General features: G+C 48.2%; 10 protein-coding genes. 2 read left to right on the plus strand and 8 right to left on the minus strand.

Annotated elements, in window-relative coordinates; all coding sequences use genetic code 11:
* Window positions 1–43: 43 nt before the first annotated feature.
* The 6 genes from ASG89_RS19395 to ASG89_RS19420 all read right to left on the minus strand — a co-directional run bounded on the left by ASG89_RS19395 (window position 44) and on the right by ASG89_RS19420 (window position 14320).
* Complete coding sequence (locus ASG89_RS19395) at window positions 44–6628, minus strand: pectinesterase family protein (protein WP_057312603.1); 6585 nt, start codon at window positions 6626–6628, stop codon at window positions 44–46.
* Between the two features lie 81 nt (window positions 6629–6709).
* Window positions 6710–8239 carry an extracellular solute-binding protein gene (locus ASG89_RS19400; protein WP_057312607.1) on the minus strand — a complete coding sequence of 510 codons (1530 nt, stop codon included), beginning with the start codon at window positions 8237–8239 and terminating at the stop codon, window positions 6710–6712.
* Between the two features lie 103 nt (window positions 8240–8342).
* Window positions 8343–9215, minus strand: coding sequence for a carbohydrate ABC transporter permease (locus tag ASG89_RS19405; RefSeq protein ID WP_057312609.1), 873 nt, complete (start codon window positions 9213–9215; stop codon window positions 8343–8345).
* Between the two features lie 31 nt (window positions 9216–9246).
* The gene (locus ASG89_RS19410; protein ID WP_057312612.1) at window positions 9247–10212 is read right to left on the minus strand and encodes an ABC transporter permease; all 966 of its coding nucleotides are present in this window, start codon (window positions 10210–10212) and stop codon (window positions 9247–9249) included.
* A 299-nt stretch (window positions 10213–10511) separates the two neighbouring features.
* Window positions 10512–12008, minus strand: coding sequence for an extracellular solute-binding protein (locus ASG89_RS19415; RefSeq protein ID WP_057312613.1), 1497 nt, complete (start codon window positions 12006–12008; stop codon window positions 10512–10514).
* A complete protein-coding gene (locus tag ASG89_RS19420; RefSeq protein ID WP_057312614.1) occupies window positions 12005–14320 on the minus strand; it encodes an AraC family transcriptional regulator in 2316 nt (771 codons plus the stop codon). The genes ASG89_RS19415 and ASG89_RS19420 overlap by 4 nt, the downstream gene beginning before the upstream one ends.
* A 606-nt stretch (window positions 14321–14926) precedes the next feature.
* Between ASG89_RS19420 and ASG89_RS19425 the strand changes: the two genes are divergently transcribed.
* Complete coding sequence (locus tag ASG89_RS19425; protein WP_057312616.1) at window positions 14927–15844, plus strand: AraC family transcriptional regulator; 918 nt, start codon at window positions 14927–14929, stop codon at window positions 15842–15844.
* A gap of 167 nt (window positions 15845–16011) precedes the next feature.
* Window positions 16012–16863 (plus strand): aldo/keto reductase, encoded by an 852-nt coding sequence (locus tag ASG89_RS19430; RefSeq protein ID WP_057312618.1) that lies wholly within the window; start codon window positions 16012–16014, stop codon window positions 16861–16863.
* Window positions 16864–17271: 408 nt separating this feature from the next.
* Here ASG89_RS19430 and ASG89_RS35150 read toward each other — a convergent pair whose 3' ends face one another.
* Window positions 17272–18735, minus strand: coding sequence for an IS1182 family transposase (locus ASG89_RS35150; protein WP_063868003.1), 1464 nt, complete (start codon window positions 18733–18735; stop codon window positions 17272–17274).
* Between the two features lie 265 nt (window positions 18736–19000).
* Window positions 19001–20263 carry a group II intron reverse transcriptase/maturase gene (ltrA, locus tag ASG89_RS19440; protein WP_057312620.1) on the minus strand — a complete coding sequence of 421 codons (1263 nt, stop codon included), beginning with the start codon at window positions 20261–20263 and terminating at the stop codon, window positions 19001–19003.
* Window positions 20264–20819 lie beyond the last annotated feature (556 nt).

The following is a 20819-nucleotide window of genomic DNA, read 5'->3' on the forward strand; positions in this document are numbered from 1 at the left end:
AACTCTGGAGTCTCATCAGGACCCCAGAGTTTGATCACTCCCTCTAACTACCTTTCGTCCAACTGGCAATCAGGGCATTCACGTCCGTGCCGAGAATCGCCTTCGCTTGTTCGGAGACATGCTGCTGCAGGGCTTTGTTATTCAAATGTTCTAGGAAATCCTGCAAATGCTTCTCCGCCTGATTCCCATGTCCCTTCCTCCACCCACTTTCTGCTTGATCCAATTTGTTGCTTAATTGCGCCAGCATTGGCCCTCGCACATCGCCTGATTGACGATAGCGTTCGATCAGATTGCGGATCGACTCCGCACTAGTGACGACTTTGACAGTATACTGCGCTGCAAATGTATTGCCGGCGTTATCCACAACCGTCACCACAATCACATGGTTTCCGAGCTGACCCGCCCAATCCAGCGTAGTTCCCAGCTCGTAAGGCTGCGCATCCACCGTCACGGATTGCTGCTTCACACCTGACAAAACGTCTGATGTCTGCAGTTGAAGTGCAAATGGCTGACTGTCCGAGATGTCGAGAGCACTGCCGAGCGGCTTCCCGTATACCGATGCGATCACCGTTGGCAGCGTTCGATCGATCCAAATATTGGACGTATGCGCAGCTTCGGTATTCCCTGCCGCATCGACACTATAATAGGTCAGTGTATGCTTTCCTTCTGCCTGGAAGCGGATCGAATTGCCTTCCTTCAGCGTTAGCAAAGGACCTCCATCGATGGCATAATACGTTGCCGAAACACCCGACAAGTTATCGGAAGTCGAGAGTATCACGACAACCTCCTGATTCACCCAACCCGCAGGAGCGTCGTCATTCGTTGTTGGCGCCTCTTGATCCGGCGTCGCAAAGACAACTTGATACGTCCGTTCGCTGCCGTCTTGTGCTGTGACGCGAACAACCGCCGTACCCGGCACTGCTGACGCTTGAAGCACGACAACACGGGATTCCCCTGACAATGCTGTTGCGGCAACGACAGGAACGATGCCTACAGCTGTAAGATCTATCTGATACATCGTCTTCATTGGCGAGAATTCAGGTACGGAGACGCCGTTCACTGTTAGACTCGCAAGCTCACGGTTGCCGTCTGGCAGCGCTGCCTGCGCGAGCGGATTCCAACCGTCGATGCCGCTAAACACGTTAGCCGGCAGATAAAGCGCTGCCTCCTCCGGCGTCAATTGCTTCGCCCAGCTGAAGCGGCTCTTCGCATTCGCTCCAGGGCCATAGCTGGCGAATTCACCGTAGCGTGCTGATTTCTCGTTGAGCGGATTTCCCCAGTTATTCCAGCCGGTTGGCGCAATATGCTCACCGAGGTAGCTGTTGATATAGATGACGTTGGCATCAGCACGCCAAGGTCTGCCCATCGCAACGCCGGTAATGCCCGGCTCCGCAGTAATCCGGCTATTCAGGAACACATAGCCCGGCTTACCTGCCGCCGTCGATGCCGCCGTCACATAGCCGCCACCTAAGCTGTGCATAGTGCTGTTTTCAAACACTGCCGCAGCATTTCCAAATATGAAGTCCACTGTGCCCGCAATATAGCTGTCGACATAATAGTGCCGGCCGTTGTTCGCGTAGAGCGTATCTTGGTAGCCTAATAACCGAACATCGCGGAAAAGGAGTCGATCCGCATTCGCGTACAGCGCAACAGCCTGGCCGGCCGTGATGCCGGCATCGTTCTGAATCGTCAAATGCTCTGCTGTGAAATCGCTCGCTTGTACGCGGAAGCTGTAGCTGCCAGACGTTCCCACCGCATTGCCATTCGCATCCAACGTGCTGGCTGCATCCCCGTAGACAAGCACTGTACCGTCTCGGCTTTCGCCAATCATCCGTACCTTGACCTTCGAGGACGGGAGATCCAGCTTTTCACGATAAACACCGTTATTGATCTTAATAATCGTTGGTGCAGCACTATTCGCCGGTACCGCATTAATAGCGTCCTGCACCTTCGCATATTGCCCGCTTCCATCCGCCGCAACGGTCAGAACCAATGCTGGCGCTTCTTGAACGGTCGCGGAGCCTTGCCCTTCGCCAGCGTCATTCAACGCTGTCACGCGATACACATACGGTTTGCCATTGATCAGCCCCGTGTCCGTAAGGCGCGCTGCGGTCAAGCCTTGCGCGATGGCGGCATAAGCCCCATCCGGCGAATCGCTTCGTTTCACGGTATAGGAAGCCGCGCCAGGTACTGCTGTCCAGCTGAGCGTGATACTGCCGTTCCCTGGGTCTGCAGCTAGACCCGCCGGACCAGCCAATGTACCGTCTTCGGCCGATGGACGTACACCAATCGCATCCGAAGCTAAGCTGTTCGCATGGCTATTCGCTGCAGTCACCTGGTAGTAGGCAGGCGAACCGTTCACTAATCCGTTATCTACATAGGAAGTTCCAGTTACATGATCGGCAACGACTGCAAAAGGCCCATTCGCCTGCTGCGAACGCTGCACAGTATAGAACTCGGCGCCAGCGACCGCTCCCCACTGGAGGCTAGCCGCTTGTTGCATCGGCTGTGCCATTACAACTGGCGTGGCAAGGTGGCCGTAAGGTGTAGCAGTAATGACGGCCGAATCTGCCCCCTCACCGCCGATACTCGTTGCCGAAACGGCATAGTAGTAAGTCGTTCCATTATCAAGACCACCGTCACGATAGGACATCGTCGTGATGCCGCTGCCCACCGAGGTCCACGGACCTGTCGGGCTTGTGCTTCTTTTAACCGTATAGCTCGTCGCATACGTTACGTTTTCCCAGGCCAGATCCACCTGTGCATTGCGCCCTGCCGACGTTAACCCTGCAGGCGCAGCTGGTTTCACGGCCGATACCGAAGGCGTCACCGCTGCTTGATTGGAAACGCCGCTTTCCCCTGTCACGCCTGTAGCTGTGATGACATAGTAGTAAGTCGTGCCGTTGACGACTGTTTCATCGACATACGAAACGTCGGTGAGTCCTGCAGCGACCGTCGCAAACGGTCCACCGTCCGTTGTGCTCCGCTTGACATTATAGGTGGACGCTCCGTCGGCTGCGGACCATGCCAATTGCACTTTGCTGTTGCCAGCAGTCACTGTCAATCCTTTTGGCGTCTCAACCGGCTCTACGTAGACTTTCAAATTATCATAATACATCGTCCCTTTGCCTGTTCCCGGCGTCTTCGCCGAAATGCGGGCAATGCCCGATGTTCGAAGATCCGCTTGCAACGGCGCTTGTTCAACTAAGTTGTTATTGATGTAAATGTCCGCTGTTTGCGCCCCGACATTGGCAACCACCTTCAAGTTGAGCCATTGATTGTTCGCAGGCGGGTCGATCAACTTATAATCTGCGCTATTTTTCTTATACACAAGCGTATAATTCGCTTCCGCAGCAGGCGCAGTCGGCTTGCGCAGCTGGAACGACAGCGCCGTCTTGCTGCCTGACTCATCCTGCAGATTAAGCACACTCGAAGTTCCCGGCCATCCTGACGAGGCGATATCGACCTCCAGGACGAATTTCCCTGTTTGTGGAGCAAATTTACGGATGAGCTCTGTACTGCCAACACCATTGTCATACAGGATTAACGCTTGCTTGGACGTATTGCCTGTCATGCTCGCAGGAGCATCGGTCACGACGACTTTGTGATCGGCATCCTGAGGGATCGGCGAGAACGTGTAGCCCGCAGGTGTCGTATCCAGCGTCTCCACCTCGAAATCTTCGTCGACATAATAGATCGTCTCCGGCTCACCATCTGGAACTGCACTTACCTCCGGAGAGTTAAAGCTGGTGCCGATGGCATTCTGAGCCGTAACGACATAGTAATAAGATTTGCCCGGAATTAAGTTCAAATCCGTATAAGTCGGTGCAGCAATCCCCTCTGCAATCTTCGCATAAGGGCCGCCCGGCATTTCGCTGCGATAGATGTGATAGGCAGCCGCACTTGAAATTCCAGTCCAAGCTAAGCTTACAGACCTGGTCCCTGCTGACGCCGTCAATCCGCTAGGCGCCGTCGGAAAGTCCTTATCCAGCGAATGTACTGCTGCTTCTGAGAAATCCGAGGCGTTGTATTTATTCACATCATCGTCCACTTTGGCGGCATCTGCCGCCAGACCGACGTAGACGGTCTCTGCCATCGGCAGCGTGGTCATATCAACAACGAACCAGTCTGTTCCATTCTCCGAAACCAAGGAAGTGAACTGGTTGCCTAATCGAACGAGCTTCACCCAATAGGGCGTACTGATAAAATCCTCCGGCTCCACGCGGTTCACCGTACCGCCTTCCGATGTACGGTTGAATACGATGCTCTTCTTGCCGTATTTCACATAGGAGACCATCAACGCCGCAAATTTGGAAGAAGCGCTCAGGTTCTCACGAATCATCACACCGGCTTCGGCCTCGTCATCGGTTGCCGTAATCTTGTCGACACGAGCCACAATCTCGCCGTTGCCAGTCAACGGCTGATAAGCAAAATGGAAGTTATCCTCAGCTCCCCAGATATCCCCCGCCGATTTCACCGTAACCTCTGTCGCCGATGCCCCTATTTGCGTGTGGCCAGCAATGCCAGGGGTCCCGATATCTTGGGACTGCCACGGCGCGATGCTGCCCGATTTATTCACATGAACTGCAACATTGCTCGACTGCGTGGACGTACCCGTGTTGTCAATGGCGCGGATCGTAAGGAAATACGTGCCGTCCTGGGCATTTTTCCACGTATACGTGTACGGAGCGGTTGCATCCTCGCCCAACTTTACATCGTTCAGATAAAATTCCACTTTCGCCACGGAACCGTCGACATCCGCTGCGCCCGCTGTGATCTCAACATCTGTGCCAGCTGTCACAAGTGTATGATCCGAAGGAGACGCGATAGCCGCCGTCGGATTCACCGATCCGTTACCAGTGATGCCGTTCAAGTAGACTTCCAGGTTGCGGTAGCCTGTCGCGTGCATTGCATTGCGGTCTGCAGGATCGTTAGGGTTCAGCTGATGAGCCAGCTCCCACGCATCCGGCATGCCGTCATGATCGCTGTCCGCCTGCGTTGAGACCGCCTGCGCAAACTCGGGGTATCCGCCAACCTCACGCTGTGAGTTAATATGGCGCCCAGTTCCATTTCGGACGTCCTGAACAATACGGGCATCCGTCGCATCCCGCTTAGGTACAGACGCTCCAGCTTGTGCAAGCACGTGCGCATAGGCATCTTCTGCCGACTCAGGCGTTACTGGCTGCGGCATAACAACCGGTGAATTCAGCTTCGAAGCTGGATTCGCGAGAGTTCCTACCCCCTTCCAATTGTCCGCCGTAACGGCAGGAGAGCCATGCATGATATTGCCGCCGACAAAGAGGCGGGTGTCCGCGCTCACATCGAGGAAAATCATCTCGCGGGCGTTACGGTACGTGCTCGGTCCAAATTTGTAGTAATTATTGCGCAAGTTATAGCGGCCCTGCTCCCCGCCATAGGAAGAGAAAAAGCCCCAATCATAAATTACGTTGTTATACATATCCGTAGGAAAGTTCGGAGACCCGGCAAATCGGGGATTCCGACTGACGTTATGCGCAATCAGATTGTGATGGAACGTGGCGTTGTTGCCGCCCCAAATTCCCGCATAGCCGTGACGGCCTTTCTGATGCGACGTCATCAGCATACTTTCCGACGCAATCGACCACTGTACCGTCGTATTCTCATTCACATACATGCTGAGGACTTCATCTACCGACCAACTAAACGAGCTATGATCGACGATGATGTTCTTATGGTATCGACCGCCAAACGCATCGTCCTCGCTCGGATAACGATCTCCAAGCCGGAACCGCATATACCGCATAATCAGATTATCCGCCTCAAAATAGGTGGCATAATCGGACACGGTGATCCCTTCCCCCGGCGCCGTTTGTCCAGCGATGGTCAGGTTCGCGCCGGTAATCTTCAACGGCGATTGCAGATGGATCGTACCGCCGACCCGGAAGACGATCGTTGTATTGCTTTGGCTGACCCCATCCCGCAGTGAGCCAGGACCGGAATCCGCCAGCGTCGTCACCTCATAGACGCTGCCGCCTCTGCCGCCGGTGGTGTACATACCTCCACCTTCAGCTCCGGGGAATGCAGGGGTACCGTCATTCACCAAGCGCCACTTTTGCGTTTCCAAGCCTTGATACGGTTCCAGACGGACGCGCCGTGCGTCTGCATCAAGCGTCAAGACTTTGGAGGTATCTGTTTTACTTGCAATTTTGTACCGGACATAGCCCTCTTCATTCAGAGGCTCCGCCGGGATGAATTGCCAGAGCTGCTCCTCTTTGGCTGCCTCCTCATAGAGCACGGTATCTCCTTCGAGTGTCCACGCCTTCGGTGATAGCAGTTTCTGGGTCGTCATATTGACGAGCTTATAATTGATGCCGTCCGCAGAATCCAGGCGCCAGCGCTCATTCGTTTGATTTTGCGTAAACCAGACGTTGATCGGATCATTGTTGCTGTAGCCTGTAATATTGATGTTATCGCCATTCGCGCCTACGATCCTGAATTCCTGAAAAGGAGCAGCGACCGATACGGCCGCCTCCTCCGCTGAAACCTTTGATTCCGGCAAGGCAAATACACTCACCATGGATACAAGTAAGGATGCTATGAGCATCAGAATGATACTTTTTCGAGCTGCAGTTTTGCGACGTTTGACCACAATCCAAACTCCTTTCTCTGTACAAAAGGTTGATGACAACAATCGAATTGCCTTCAGCTGTAGATCTGGTTGTCGCTATGCTTATTTTTTAGCCTTTAGGTGCGCGGCCTTATACTCTTCCAACAGCTTGTCGCCGCCGGCTTTCTTCCATTTGTCGACTTCCGCTTTCCAGCCCGCTTCGTCGATTTTCCCCATAATGAATTTCGTCTCAGCATCCGTAATCATTTGCTCCAGCTCTTTCCCGCGTTCGGTGTAGGTAGCGGAGATAAGCGTAAGCGCTGGATTCCCGACAACATACTTGTCATTCTCGCTGACCAGCTTGTTGTTTTTGAGGAACAGATCCGTTTGCTTCATCGTTTTGTCCATATTGTAGGCTTCACCGCGTTGGATCAAGGAGTCGCGATACGGCTTTACTTCTTTGAAATCAGCATCGGTGTCGAGCGGAAGTGTGAAATTGCCATCTACCTTGTAGTGCTTGCCTTCAATCCCTTTATTGATGAGATTAACCATCTCTTTTTCTAGTAGCTTATCCAGGAAGGTCAGAACGCGTTTCAATTCCGCTTCCGTTTTCACCGAAGATTTCGGAATTGCCAAGATGCCTGCATTTCCATTCTCCGCCGGTACACGGACACCCGCTGGGCCTTCCAACCCAATTGCATCGATAAGCGCGTTCGGTACAACTTTCGAAAGATTTGTCTGCATGGTTTGCGCATTCCCGCCTGAAATTCGTAGCGTTACACGCCCAGCTTCATAGGCTTTATCGATCGTTGTCGTATCAGATACAGCAAAGTCCGTGTTAATCAGCTTTTCATCATACAACCGTTTGAACAGCTTCATCGTCGCAAAAAATTCGTCCGTCAAGAACTCCGGTGTGAAATTGCCTTGCGCATCCACTTTCCATTTATTCGGCCCGCCCTGTGCAACACTCAGACGAGTTAATGTGGAAGCTGTACCTTGGTTGTAGTTTTTATCCAGCATAAAACCGTAGGTATCCTTCTTCCCATTCTTATCCGGATCGGACTCTGCCGAGTATTTCAGCACGTTGTACCATTCATCAAGCGACTTCGGCACCTTCAGTCCGGCTGCATCCAGCCAATCCTTCCGGTAGTGAATCACGGCACGTCCTACGTTTCGGTAAATCGGGATGCCGTACAGCTTGCCGTCCACCTTGATGTTGTCATAATACGTTTGCGGTTGTGCGGCCAGGTTCTTGTAGTCCTTCAGATAAGGACCTAGCTCCCAGAAGGTGCCCGATTGCATCGCGCTGATAATCGTCGGGATATAACCGACCTTCATCAACTTAGGAAGCTCGCCGGAAGCGATCATTACGTTGATCTTATCATCATAGGCAGAAGCTGGAATCCATTGGAAAGACAGATTCGTATTCGTGTATTTCGCTATTGCTTCCTCCATTGGATTGCCTTTCGGTGGAATCTCGCCAACCTGTGAAACGACGATCGACATGTCGAGCGGCTTCGTATCCTCTTTCACAGCTGTACTTGCTGCAGGACTGTTGCTGCCAGACGTCGGCTCATTGTTTGTGCTGCATGCAGTGAGCGTGACAGATGCGAGTAAGGTGACGCCCATTAGTAGAGATGCTTTTTTCCTCATTCTTGTTCCCCTCCGGTATCGGATTATAATTCTATGTGATCTCGCGCACTTCGATTAGATGTACGGGAGGTTCATAGCAGTTCAGGCGGCAGGCTGCACAAGGCTAACCCTTGACAGAGCCCAGCATGACACCTTTGGCAAAATGCTTTTGAAGAAACGGATACACAAGCAAGATTGGAATGGTAGCAAATACGATAACGGCCATCCGGATCGTCAGCGGTTGAATTTCTGTCGTATCAATGGTGTTGTCACCGATACTGCTCGAAGCAAGTATGACGATTTCCCTGAGCAGCACTTGAATCGGCCACTTGGTGTTGTCGTTAATGTACAGAATGGCGTTAAAGAACTGATTCCAGTGACCGACCGCGTAGAAGAGCCCAAAAGTTGCCATCGCTGGCAGCGACAACGGCAGGACAATTCGAAACAACACACTCACATCGTTGCAGCCATCAATCCGTGCAGAATCTTCAAGCCCGTCCGGAATCTGTTGGAAAAAGTTTTTCAGCACAATTAGATTAAACGCTGAGATTGCACTCGGGATCATCAAGGACCACAAGGTGTTGGTCAAATGCAGCGACTTGACGACAAAATAGGTCGGAATCATTCCCCCGCCGAACAGCATCGTAAACAGCACAGCCAGCAGAATGAACTGGCGTCCACGAAGGTTCGCCTTCGCCAGCGGATACGCCATGAGCGCTGTGAACAGCAAATTGATCAGCGTTCCAACAACCGTTATGTAAATCGAGACCAGCATGCTGCGAAACAACGTATTCGTGGAGAAAATGTACCGATAGGAAGCGAGCGACCATTCCTTTGGCCATAGAATCATGCCTCCCCTCGCGACCTCGGAGGGGCTTGTGAAGGAAACGGCTAATACATAAACAAAAGGCAGCACGCAGACGAGCGCGATGATCAGCAGCAGCGCACAGTTAATGAGATCGAAGATGCGGTTGCCGATCGTTTTATCTTGAGTCATGATGGAAGCCTCCTTTTTTACTAGGTGGGGATTAGTAGATGCCTTCTTCCCCGAACTTTTTCGCGAGCCAGTTGGAGCCCAGGACTAGCACCAAGCCGATCAAGGACTTGAATAAGCCGACCGCTGCGCTGTAGCTGTATTGTGCTTGGGTCATCCCTTTGGTATAGACATACGTGTCGAACACTTCGCCGACTTCCCGGTTCGTAGGTGTAAGCATCAGGAATATATGCTCGAACCCGGAATCCAGAAAGCTGCCCAACCGCAAAATGAACAAAATAATGATCGTACTGCGTATCGCCGGAAGCGTGATATGCCAGAGTTGACGCCAGCGTCCAGCCCCGTCAATCCTCGCAGCTTCATACTGCTGCAGATCCACACCGGCAAGCGCCGCTAAGAATATGACGGTTCCCCAGCCTACCTCTTTCCAAATGGATTGGGTAATGATCATCGTTCGGAACCAGTCCGCTTCGAGCAGAAATGCGATTTTGTTCCCCGTTATTTGATAGAGAAGTTCGTTCAAAATGCCGTTCTCAGTTGTGAAGAGGATATAGAAGATCCCGACAACCACGACCCAGGATACAAAATGCGGAATGTACACCAGCGTCTGCACGAAGTTTTTGAAAGCAGCCCGTCTCACTTCATTCATCATAAGGGCGAGGATAATGGGCATCGGAAAGAAAAAGAACAAATTATACACGGCCAGAATGACCGTATTGCGAAACAACATGCCGAATTGCGGCTCATTGAAAAATCGCTCAAAGTGTTTGAAGCCTACCCAAGGGCTCTCGAAAAAACCCAGATGCGGCCGATAATCTTGAAACGCCATCGTCACCCCATACATGGGCACATATTTGAAAATAAAAAAGTAAAGCACGCCGGGGAGCAGCATAAGGTACATCCACTTGTCCCTTATAAGATCCTGCAGCAGGGAATTCCGCTTGTACTTACGTTCCTGAATGGCAGCGGCATTTCCCGGGGCGACTAAGTCTTGCTTCATCTCGTAACCTCCTGATCCGTTTGTCAATGTTACCTTACGTGCCTATTATCCGTACTAATCGTCGTAACAGGCTATAGGCAGCACACAACCAAGTGCCGTTTGGAGCGCTTTCCAGCGTGAATCCACACGAGTTAACTTGGCTATGTACTTCAGGCAACCCCTGGTAATGAGATTCGGTTACGCCGTCCTTTCATGGACGGGATGGTTTACTGATGCATAGAGCCACTTCTAAGATGCACTTGCTGATATGCAAAAAAAAGCGCGATGCAAGATCCAAAGGATCTCCATCGCACTTGTACTTATTTTACGGCTACTTTGTAAGATTGTTCGTATTCCTGTATCATCCGTTCGCCGCCGGCTTTCTTCCATTTCTCCAGCTCGTCCTTCCAGCCTGCTTCATCAATCATGCCCATAATAAACTTCGTTTCCGCATCCGTAATCATGAGCTCGAGCTCGTTCCCACGTTCCGTAAAGGTCGCAGAATCCAGCAAAAGAGCTGGGTTCGTCACAATATACGAAGCGTTGGACTTGCCGATCTGTTGATTCTTCCGAAACAGATCCGGCTGCAGATTTGGCTTAATGGGAAGTTCCTCCTCGCCGAAATGGGGCAACATATCGCGATACGGCTTGACTTCCTTCAAATCCAGCGTACGATCCAGTACTTCCGTATAGTCGCCCTGATCTTTCCAATGTCGGTTCTCGATCCCTTTGGCAATCAAGGTTTGCATCGGCACCTCGAGGAGCTTATCTAGAAATTCAAGAATCTTTCTAACCTCTCCCTCGGTCTTGGCGGCGTCCTTGGGAATCGCAAGAAATCCGGCATTACCCGGCTCCCCCGGAAGCCGCGTCCCTGCTGGACCCGACAACGGAGCTACATCGACGACAGCCTCGGGTACAGACTTCACCAGCTTATCCTGCCACGTCTGGGCATTGCCGCCGGTAATCTGCAGACCGGCACGACCCGAATCGTAAAGCTTCGCTGTTTCAATCGTATCCACCACCGTGAAATCCGAATTGATCAGCTTTTCTTGATACAGCTTCCGGAACAGCTTCATCGTGTCCAAGAAAGGCTGTGTCATGAACTCCGGGGTAAACCGACTGTTGTCGACCTGCCATTTGTTCGGTCCGCCCTGGGACACCGAAATCCGAGTCAGCATGGAGCTGACATCCTGATTGTATCGCTTCTCCAACACGAAGCCGTACGTATCGTTCTTTCCGTTTCCGTCCGGGTCATCCAAAGCCAGCGCACGAATCACTTGGTACCAATCCTCCAGGGTCACCGGCAATCTCAGACCCAAGCGCTCGAACCAGTCCTTCCGGTATTGAATAACAGCCCGGCCGAGGTTGCGGAACAAGGGGACGCCGTAGATTTTGCCGTCGACCGAGATGTTCTCATAATACCGTTTGTCTGCGGCAGACAAGTTAGGATAATCCTTCAGCAGCGGTCCCAATTCCCAGAACTGCCCAGCTTTCAATGTGGCGATGTAGGTCGATGAATAACCTAATTTGATCAGCTTGGGCAGCTCGCCGGACGCGATCATCAGCCGCACCTTCTCATCATAAGCCGAGAGCGGAATCCATTGAATTTGCAGGTTCGTATGGGTGTAGGCTTCGATCGCTTGTTCCACCGCATTGTTTTTGGGAGGCAGTTCACCGATCAATGTCGCTCCGATGGATAAATAAAAGGGCTCTGCGGCGGCTTGCTGCTCTTCCAAGCTGCTGTCGTAGCGATTACAGGCGGTGAGGGTACCTGAAGCAAGTACAATACTGAGCAAGAACGCCAACTGCTTTTTCATTCTTTGCCTCCCTTCATGATCTTCTCCCGGTACTGCCCTGGCGTTATCTGGTACGTCTTCTTATAGTTGCGAATAAATGAACTGATATTCTTGTACTGCAGACGTTCGCTGATTTCCTGTAATTTCAAATCGGTCGTTTCCAGCATGACTTTGGCCATCTTCATCCGGAAATCCGACAAATAATCGCTGAACGTCATCCCGATCTCCCGCTTAAAGATACGGCTGACATAAACAGGATGGTAATTTAGCACCTGAGCGCACGATTCGAGCGTAATTTCCCGATCGTACTGCTCTTGAATAATGCGAACCAATTTATCGGCAATATTCACATATTGAGCTTCAGACTTTTCCGAGAGCGTTTGAATCAGCGGAGCGAAAAGCTTGCTTTCGAACCAATGAATAATGGCTTCGCGCGTCTGGAGATGCAGCAGTTTGGCGAGCGTTCCCTCATCTTCAAATACTTTGTTAAGTGAAATGCCTTGGTCTTGCACAATATGCAGGAGTTTGGACACAAGCTGTAACAGCAGCGTCTGATGCTCATTCAAGCTTCCATCTTTATAGAGCAGTGCATTCAAGTATTGCTGAAATATTTCCGAAGCACTGTTCGGCTGCATTTCCCGGATCGCGTAAACCAGCCTCTCTTCCAGCACCTTCAGATGGGAATATTCAAAACGGTCTGTTCCCGGATGATTCTCAATATCCCCATAATGGACGATAATTTCTGGACCGAGACTTATTCTCGCCTTCAACGCAGTTAAGCATTCCCCGTAAGCCTTGACGGTATCAATAAGATGTACGAATGGATTGCTGATGCCAATGCTCACTTTCAGCTGCAGCACTTCTTCGGCATTTCGTTTGATGCACTCTGCCGCTTCATAGAATCTCCGTCTAACTTCTTCCGTCTCTTCCTCATCCGTCGCCACCAGGGTCACTTGGGATTGATTAAACGTAATCGCCGGAAAACGGGAGGCGGCAGGAAGTACCTCCTGTGCAATATTGCTGACCGCATAGAGCAACAGCTCCCGGTCTTCTTCGCTATAGCGCGTTTCCTGCAAATTGTCGATCTGCAGCGCAAGGACGCCGAGCTTCTTCCAATCGGATGGGAAGCCCTGTGTCATGGAACGGAATAAATAATCGTTCTCCGTCATCTGCCCAGTAAACAGCTTCAGGACGAAAAACTCCTTTAAATGGCTAGCTTGACCCAACATCTGTTGCTCCACACGGTCTCTGGACACCGCCAGGGATTGCATGCTTATCTTAATATATTCAAGCTCATCCCGCTTAGCGGAGAAAGGCTGATCTTGCCCCGAAGAGCCAATTCGCCTAGAAAATTCCAATAAATTCCCAATCGGCCTGTACATCCGGGAGCTGCCATAGAGCGCTGCAGCGAGCACGATAATTAGAATCGTCGCGCAAACAATCAGCGTCAGCTCAGCAATTTTTTGCGTCTCCTTCTTCATTTCTCCGATCGAGACGACCGACACATACATCCAGCTATTATAACTGGAAGCACGGTACAGCACCGCAACTTCCTCACCACCTAGCTTCGTATTGAACAACCCTGGCTTTCGCTCTGGATCAGACTCCACTCGGCTGGTGACTGCCTTATTCACCTCCGCATAGCGGGCGTTATTGGAATCTCCACCTAGGATGCTCACACCAGAACGATCCAAAATATAGCTCCGTTTCGAGGTATCGGAAGAAGCCAGTGCTTCCTGAATTTCGGAAGCGATAATGCGCACCGCAAGCAGCCCTTGCGGTTTATCTGTCTGCGGCAAAATCGGAATCTTATGCACGAGGGTGATCGATTCTACCGGCTCCTCCGTATCATCATTCGCTCCAGCCAGCACCTTTCCAGTGTACCACAAGATACTCTTCGGATTTTTGGCGTAATCTATGAACTCACTGCGATTCTCAAATTGATCGAGCGGCTTCATGACATTCAGATTCAAGCCCCAACTCCGCTCAAGGTTCACCAGGTAAGCCTGCGTAATAATGGCATCGCTGGACTGCAGATTATAAAGTTCCTTGGAGAGCTCCCGGACCGACTCAAAATCGGTGGGACTATAGACGACGTGCATAGATGATTTAACAATCGTCGAATTGGCAAATTGCGTCGCCGACTTTTCAATGGATTTTAGCATTTGTTCAACCCGCATCTGTGTTTGGGTTAACCACTGCATATTCATCTCTTTCACTTTCTTCTCCACATCTCCTGATGCAATCGTATAGGAGACAATGCCAATCAGGACGGCAGGAAGAATACCGAGGATCAAACTGTAGGATAGCAATCGCAATAAATATCGGCTCACCTTTTCTCCTCCTGCATTTCGTTAATCTTCATCTTGTATACGCTTTCGATAACCGATTTTTGGAACGCATGCACTTTAAACAACCAATCATAGACCGTGGGCAACCATACTGCTTATTATACATAAATTTTATGAGTCAGAAAGAACCCTTACAAGCATCATGGATGTTGAACGCGTTGCAGGCAATATGCACGAGTTAACTTTTTAGCTAAAACACGAAAAAACGCTCCCCTCGGACTGGCTGAAAGAAGATTTACAGGACAGAGGAAAGTTTCATTTGGATGTTACTGTCAACAGTCCAACATGTCAGGTCGTGTGCGGAGTTCTCTACAGAGGTATCCAATGGTATATGAACCAGCGACGGCTCTGAGGGTTTCCCTTTTTATGGTTTTCGCTCTATAGACTCAATAAGTAGGGAAAAGTTGCAACATTGAATTAACTTAAAAGGCTCGTTATCAAAAATCATCGTAGCTCCGTCCATCCGGTCAACAGCAATCGTTACCCCATTCGTCTCAAATGATTGCCAATCCTCTCGCCACTACTTTCACTATTGAAGATTGTTATATTATTATGAAATCATCTACGGTCAACCATAAGGAGGATACTATGTCAGGAAGAATTGATAACCTACAGAATGAACTTGCCGAACTAATTGAGCGACATGCAGGTCAGGACGGTATTTACGAGACGGCGGTTCCATCTTTATTTATTATTCGTGCCTCCCAAGTGTCCCAGCCCGTTTACAGAGTATACCAACCCTGCTTATGTTTCATCGCTCGAGGTTTTAAAGACGTATTACTGTCCCAGGAGCGATTTGAGTATGGACCTGCCGACTATCTGGTCTCTTCTATGAACTTGCCGGTGATCGGTCACGTCATAAAAGCTTCTTCCGATGAGCCATATCTTAGCTTAAAGTTGGAGTTTACACAGAATCAAATATTAGAGGTATTAAATGAGGGAAACATACAAATCGCTCAGCAAGAGGGTACAAAACGGGCAATGTTTGTTGGCGAGATCGAGTTATCCATATTGGATGCGATCATGAGATTGTCTCGTTTACTGGACAACCAGACAGACATTCCGTTTCTGGCTCCCTATTACACAAAAGAAATCTTATATAGACTTCTTCAAGGGCAGTACGGTATTACACTGGCGCAAATCGCGATGGAAGGTAGTAGCACCTACCGAATCCGGGAGTCTATCGATCAAATAATCAATAACATGGATAAGCCTTTACGAATAGAAGAGCTTGCAGAAATAGCCAATATGGGGATTTCTACGTTTCACAGGCACTTTAAAGAAGTAACTGCCATGAGTCCACTTCAATTTCAAAAACAACTGCGATTACAGGAGGCACGACGCCTATTAATGTCCGAATCAACGGATGCCGCCGATGTAGCTTTCCGAGTAGGCTATGAAAGTGCATCGCAGTTCAGCCGTGAATATTCTCGTATGTTTGGTTTTCCACCGAGAGAAGATATAAAACGTTTGAAGGCAGGATACGACCAACAGATCCACGCATGAAGCAAGTAAGACAGCGAGCAGTTGCGAGAGGATTAGGCAAACATGTGAGACGATTGGGATAACGATTCCTATATCGTCTGATGCATAATAAGAATGTGAAAAGAGTAGCTGTTACGAATATGATTGCATTATCTTGCACATAATCATAAAAAAATGGAGGATATTACATGCAAAAAGTAGTTTTGAACAATGGTATTGAGATGCCGATACTCGGTTTTGGTGTTTATCAAATTCAAGATGCAAATGAATGTGAAAAAAGCGTTTATGACGCTGTTACAGCAGGATATCGTTTGCTTGATACCGCTGCCTCCTATCTAAATGAAGAAGCAGTTGGCAGAGCGATTAAACGGAGTGGTGTGGCAAGAGAAGAGTTATTTATTACTACTAAACTTTGGGTTCAGGATACTGGTTATGAGCGGACAAAAAAGGCATTTGAAAAATCACTGGAAAGATTGCAATTGGATTATTTGGATTTGTATTTAATTCATCAGCCATTCGGCGATGTGCATGGTTCATGGCGCGCTATGGAAGAATTGTATCGTGAAGGAAAGGTCCGTGCAATTGGCGTTAGCAACTTCCATGAGGATCGCCTGCTCGATCTGATTATTCATAATGAAGTAGTTCCTGCCGTAAACCAGGTTGAAACGCATCCTTTCAACCAACAAATCGAAAATGCACAATTCATGAAAGAAAATAATGTTCAGATTGAATCCTGGGCGCCTTTTGCTGAAGGTAAAAACAACTTGTTCCAGAATGAGATATTGGTAAATATAGCTGAAAAATATAATAAATCCGTTGCTCAGGTAGTTTTACGTTGGTTGACGCAAAGAGAAGTCGTTGTGATTCCAAAGTCAGTTCGTAAAGAAAGAATTATTGAAAACTTCAATATCTTTGATTTTGAATTAAACCAAGCGGATATGGCGTCTATAACTACATTAGATACGAAACAAAGCCTGTTCTTTTCGCATCGTGATCTTGAAATGGTGAAATGGATTGGTACTCGTAAACTTGATATTTAAAGAATAAGAATATTGGATTCATTACTTTCACACGCTGCTAATAATACCGTCAAAACAAAGCATCTTAAAGTTACCATATTATTTTTTGATAATAGCATGTTACTGAACCCTAACTTAGGTCAAACTATGTTCTACTCTTACAATCTAAACTAAATGTGAGAATTTTGTGATATATGAGGTTGATTTTTATGATAGTTATGCTGATAGATAGAGTAGGCCCATGCGCATTTGCATGGGCCTCTCACAGAACCATACGTCAGACTGTCTAACAACTGATTTCTAAGCACGCATTAAACCATGAATTTATGCTGTTTTACTCAAATCAGCGTTGTGCATTTTAGTTAACGAATGAGCTCNTACGTCAGACTGTCTAACAACTGATTTCTAAGCACGCATTAAACCATGAATTTATGCTGTTTTACTCAAATCAGCGTTGTGCATTTTAGTTAACGAATGAGCTCGGTCTTTGAAGAGACGTATGAGCTCATTCACTCCCTTTATTTTAATTATTCTCTTAAGATTATAGGCAAGACAAATCAGATTGGCCTCAGTACCTACCGATRCCAACCCTCGTGTTAAAAAGTATGTATAGCCCCAGTGACGCTTCATTGTTCCAAAAGGGTGCTCAACAATTGCCGCTCTTTGCTTATAAATATTACTTTGACTACGAGTTTTTTCGGCAATTTGTTCAATCACTTCTTCATCTTTAAGCCTGGTTACCGACCTTCCGCCTTTGGCAGACGTGCAGAGAACCTTTTGTCCGCAGGTGTCAAAAGCTTCGCATGTGTATCGTTTGTATTCTTTTCCATCTTGTTTTCCATTCCATTTGAAGGGTAATTCATAACCTGGCGGGCAGATGTATCTATCGTTAATRGCATCATATTCAAAGTTCTCTTTATCAAATCCACTAGCTACTTTATCTTGCTTTCCCTTTTGCGGCTTAATTAAGAGTTCGGTGCTTTCGTCAATAACGTTAATAATTTCAAGATAATTATAATAACCTGTATCGGCCAAAATTGTGATTTTTTGATCACGGAAAATTTGCTTTGTTTTCTTTGCCATATTGGATAACTGCCCTTGATCGTTGACATCATTGACTGTATCACAGTCCACGATTAATTTATATTTGTTGTCCACGACAGTCTGAACATTGAAACAAACTTCATGCTTCCCGTTGTTTTTCATTGATTTGGCATCCGGATCGGTAATACAAAGTTGGTTTTCACCTGTTTCTGCGAGTTCTTGTTTCATTACCTGCAGCTCGTGCATTCTCTCTTGATAGACCTCTAACTTTTTAGTGATTTCCTGTTTTTTAAGACGATTATCCTCCRTTAAAAAGTCGCGCAAATAGGCATCGATTTTTTCATCGATATACTCTAGCTTCTTGCTGATAATGTTGTCATTAAAATGCTTCTTTTTAGAGCAGTTCGCCTTTAACTTTGTGCCATCAATCGCGACAAGTTGACCATCAATTAACCCAAAACCTTTTAACATCAAGGTGAATTCTTTAAAGAGTTTTTTAATGGCCTTTTGGTTACTCTTCATGAAAGCAGATAAAGTACCGTGGTCCGGCTCGAGCTTACCCGTTAGCCACATCAGTTCAATGTTTCTTTTTGTCTCGGTTTCCATTTTGCGAGAGGAACGGATGCCGTTCATATAACAGTAAAGATAGAGTTTGAGAAGTTCTTGCCGACGATAAGGTTTTTGCCCTGCTCTGGAGCCCGAGTACACCTGAAAACCAAATTCTTCTAGGGGCAAGCTATCTACATAAGCATCGATAACTCGTACAGGATTTTCTTCTCCTACAAAATCGTCCAATGTATATGGTAGTAAATGAATTTGATGTCTATCTTCACCTTCAATAAATGGCATATGTTCTCATCTCCTTAAGATACAGAGATTCGACACTGGACATCTATTTTCATGCCCCAAATAGATATTATTTAAAAATTGTTAGACAGTCTGACGTACCGTTCGGTATACGGCGGTTCATAGACCTTATCGGGCAATTCGCTTTNATATGTTCTCATCTCCTTAAGATACAGAGATTCGACACTGGACATCTATTTTCATGCCCCAAATAGATATTATTTAAAAATTGTTAGACAGTCTGACGTACCGTTCGGTATACGGCGGTTCATGTTCTATTCCGCAATAAACTGTATCTGTCCGTTAAATTCCTTAAGCCATTAGACAACCAATACGGGTTGTCTAATGCTCTATGTAGAATTGGACTTTTCGAAATTCGCCAGTATTTCTTCCTCGTGTTTCCCCATTCATAGGCTTTCTGCTTYGGGATACCTAATGCTGCCAGATTCTTTACCTTCGTTCTCGGTAGTTTCCACTGTTTCCACAAACACATTCGTAGTCTTCTTCGTATCCATTCATCCAGCTCTTTAAAGACCCCCGGCGTATCCGCGRGCTCATAATATCCTAGCCATCCTGTTAGGTATTGGTTCAGCTCCTTAATTCTCATCTCCATTGGGATGGGGCTTCTCCTAGATGTGATGATCCTTATCTTTGCTTTTACTCGTTGCATCGATGAATCAGATATCTTCACCTTGGGATTCTTCTTATYCCAGCTAAATGTGAATCCTAAAAACTTSCGTTTCCACGGACGATCTACCGCACTTTTCGCTTGGTTTACCTTTAACTTTAGCTTCTCTTCAATGAATTTCGTTACGGATTGCTTCACCCGCTGGCCTGCCTTCCACGTTTTCACGTAGATATTACAGTCGTCTGCATACCTCACAAAGCGTAGATTTCGTTGCTCCAGCGTCTTGTCCAATTCATCTAAAACAATATTAGACAACAAAGGGCTTAATGGACCTCCCTGTGGAGCTCCTTCTTTTGTCGGTTGGACGAGTCCATCCATGAGTACGCCGGATTGCAAGAATTTTCGGATTATCTTCAACAGTATTTTATCTGTTATTCGTTCCGCTAGTTTTGCCATTAGTCGATCATGGTGAACACGGTCAAAGAATTTCTCCAAATCGATGTCGATCACAATTCGGTAGCCTTCTCGCATATATTCTCTTGCTTTTCTTACCGCATCATGCCCTCGTCTTTGTGGACGAAAACCATAGCTTTGCTCGGAAAATGTGGGGTCGAACAATGGTGTTAATACTTGCGTAATTGCTTGCTGAATGAATCGATCTGTCACGGTAGGTATACCTAAGAGACGCGTTCCGCCATTCGGTTTCGGGATTTCGACCCTTCGGACGGGACTCGGTTCATAGCTTCCGTTTTCTAAGCTTTCACGAATGGTTTGCCAATTCTGTAGAATGTGGTCTCGTAACTTATTTACGGACATCCCATCTACACCGTGGCTTCCTTTATTCGTTTCAACACGTTTAAGTGCTGACAGCAGATTTTCTCGTGACAATAGCGACTTCATCATTCTCGATACACTCCTTGCGTGAATTGTTCTTCTCTTTATGCCGTTTGTAAGCTCAGCCCTTCTGAGTACCCTCGCGTATTCACCGCTACTTTCCTCAGATAAGTTCTCTTGAATTGTCTGCTTTCATCGCTTACCCTCGAATGCCAAGTCGTTCAATTCCTAGTTCATGTTCAGCCCTTCCTCAAGGTGTTGCAACACCTTGCGTACTATGGCTTCTGCTGACTTCTGCTGATTCAACCCACTCTCACAAATAGGCTTACGACGTTTACTTCGCTTACCAGCAGATCTCCCCAGGTAAGAACGCTATCTTTCTCTCCACCTATCTGCCACATTTACTTTCATTCGCCTTTGGCAGTATGGACTTTGACTTGGACTGCAGCCTCATCCAACGAATGCTAGCCTTATATGTGATTCGTGTTCCTCAGACCGGAGATTTGCCGCCGACTTCCTTCAGATTCGACCTCACGGTCGACACCCTTGTCTTGAGCTAATGGTTACTACTGCCTTCACCATTCGGGATTTACACCCTATAGATAGCGCCCATGCTGGGCGCACA

This window comes from Paenibacillus sp. Soil766, from assembly GCF_001428105.1.
Classification (GTDB): domain Bacteria; phylum Bacillota; class Bacilli; order Paenibacillales; family NBRC-103111; genus Paenibacillus_E.

Coding starts and splice junctions, on each gene's coding strand:
- ASG89_RS19410 (WP_057312612.1), bottom strand. CDS start 10,212: ATGAAGCAAGACTTAGTCGCCCCGGGAAATGCCGCTGCCATTCAGGAA.
- ASG89_RS19415 (WP_057312613.1), bottom strand. CDS start 12,008: ATGAAAAAGCAGTTGGCGTTCTTGCTCAGTATTGTACTTGCTTCAGGT.
- ASG89_RS19430 (WP_057312618.1), top strand. CDS start 16,012: ATGCAAAAAGTAGTTTTGAACAATGGTATTGAGATGCCGATACTCGGT.
- ASG89_RS19425 (WP_057312616.1), top strand. CDS start 14,927: ATGTCAGGAAGAATTGATAACCTACAGAATGAACTTGCCGAACTAATT.
- ASG89_RS19400 (WP_057312607.1), bottom strand. CDS start 8,239: ATGAGGAAAAAAGCATCTCTACTAATGGGCGTCACCTTACTCGCATCT.
- ASG89_RS19405 (WP_057312609.1), bottom strand. CDS start 9,215: ATGACTCAAGATAAAACGATCGGCAACCGCATCTTCGATCTCATTAAC.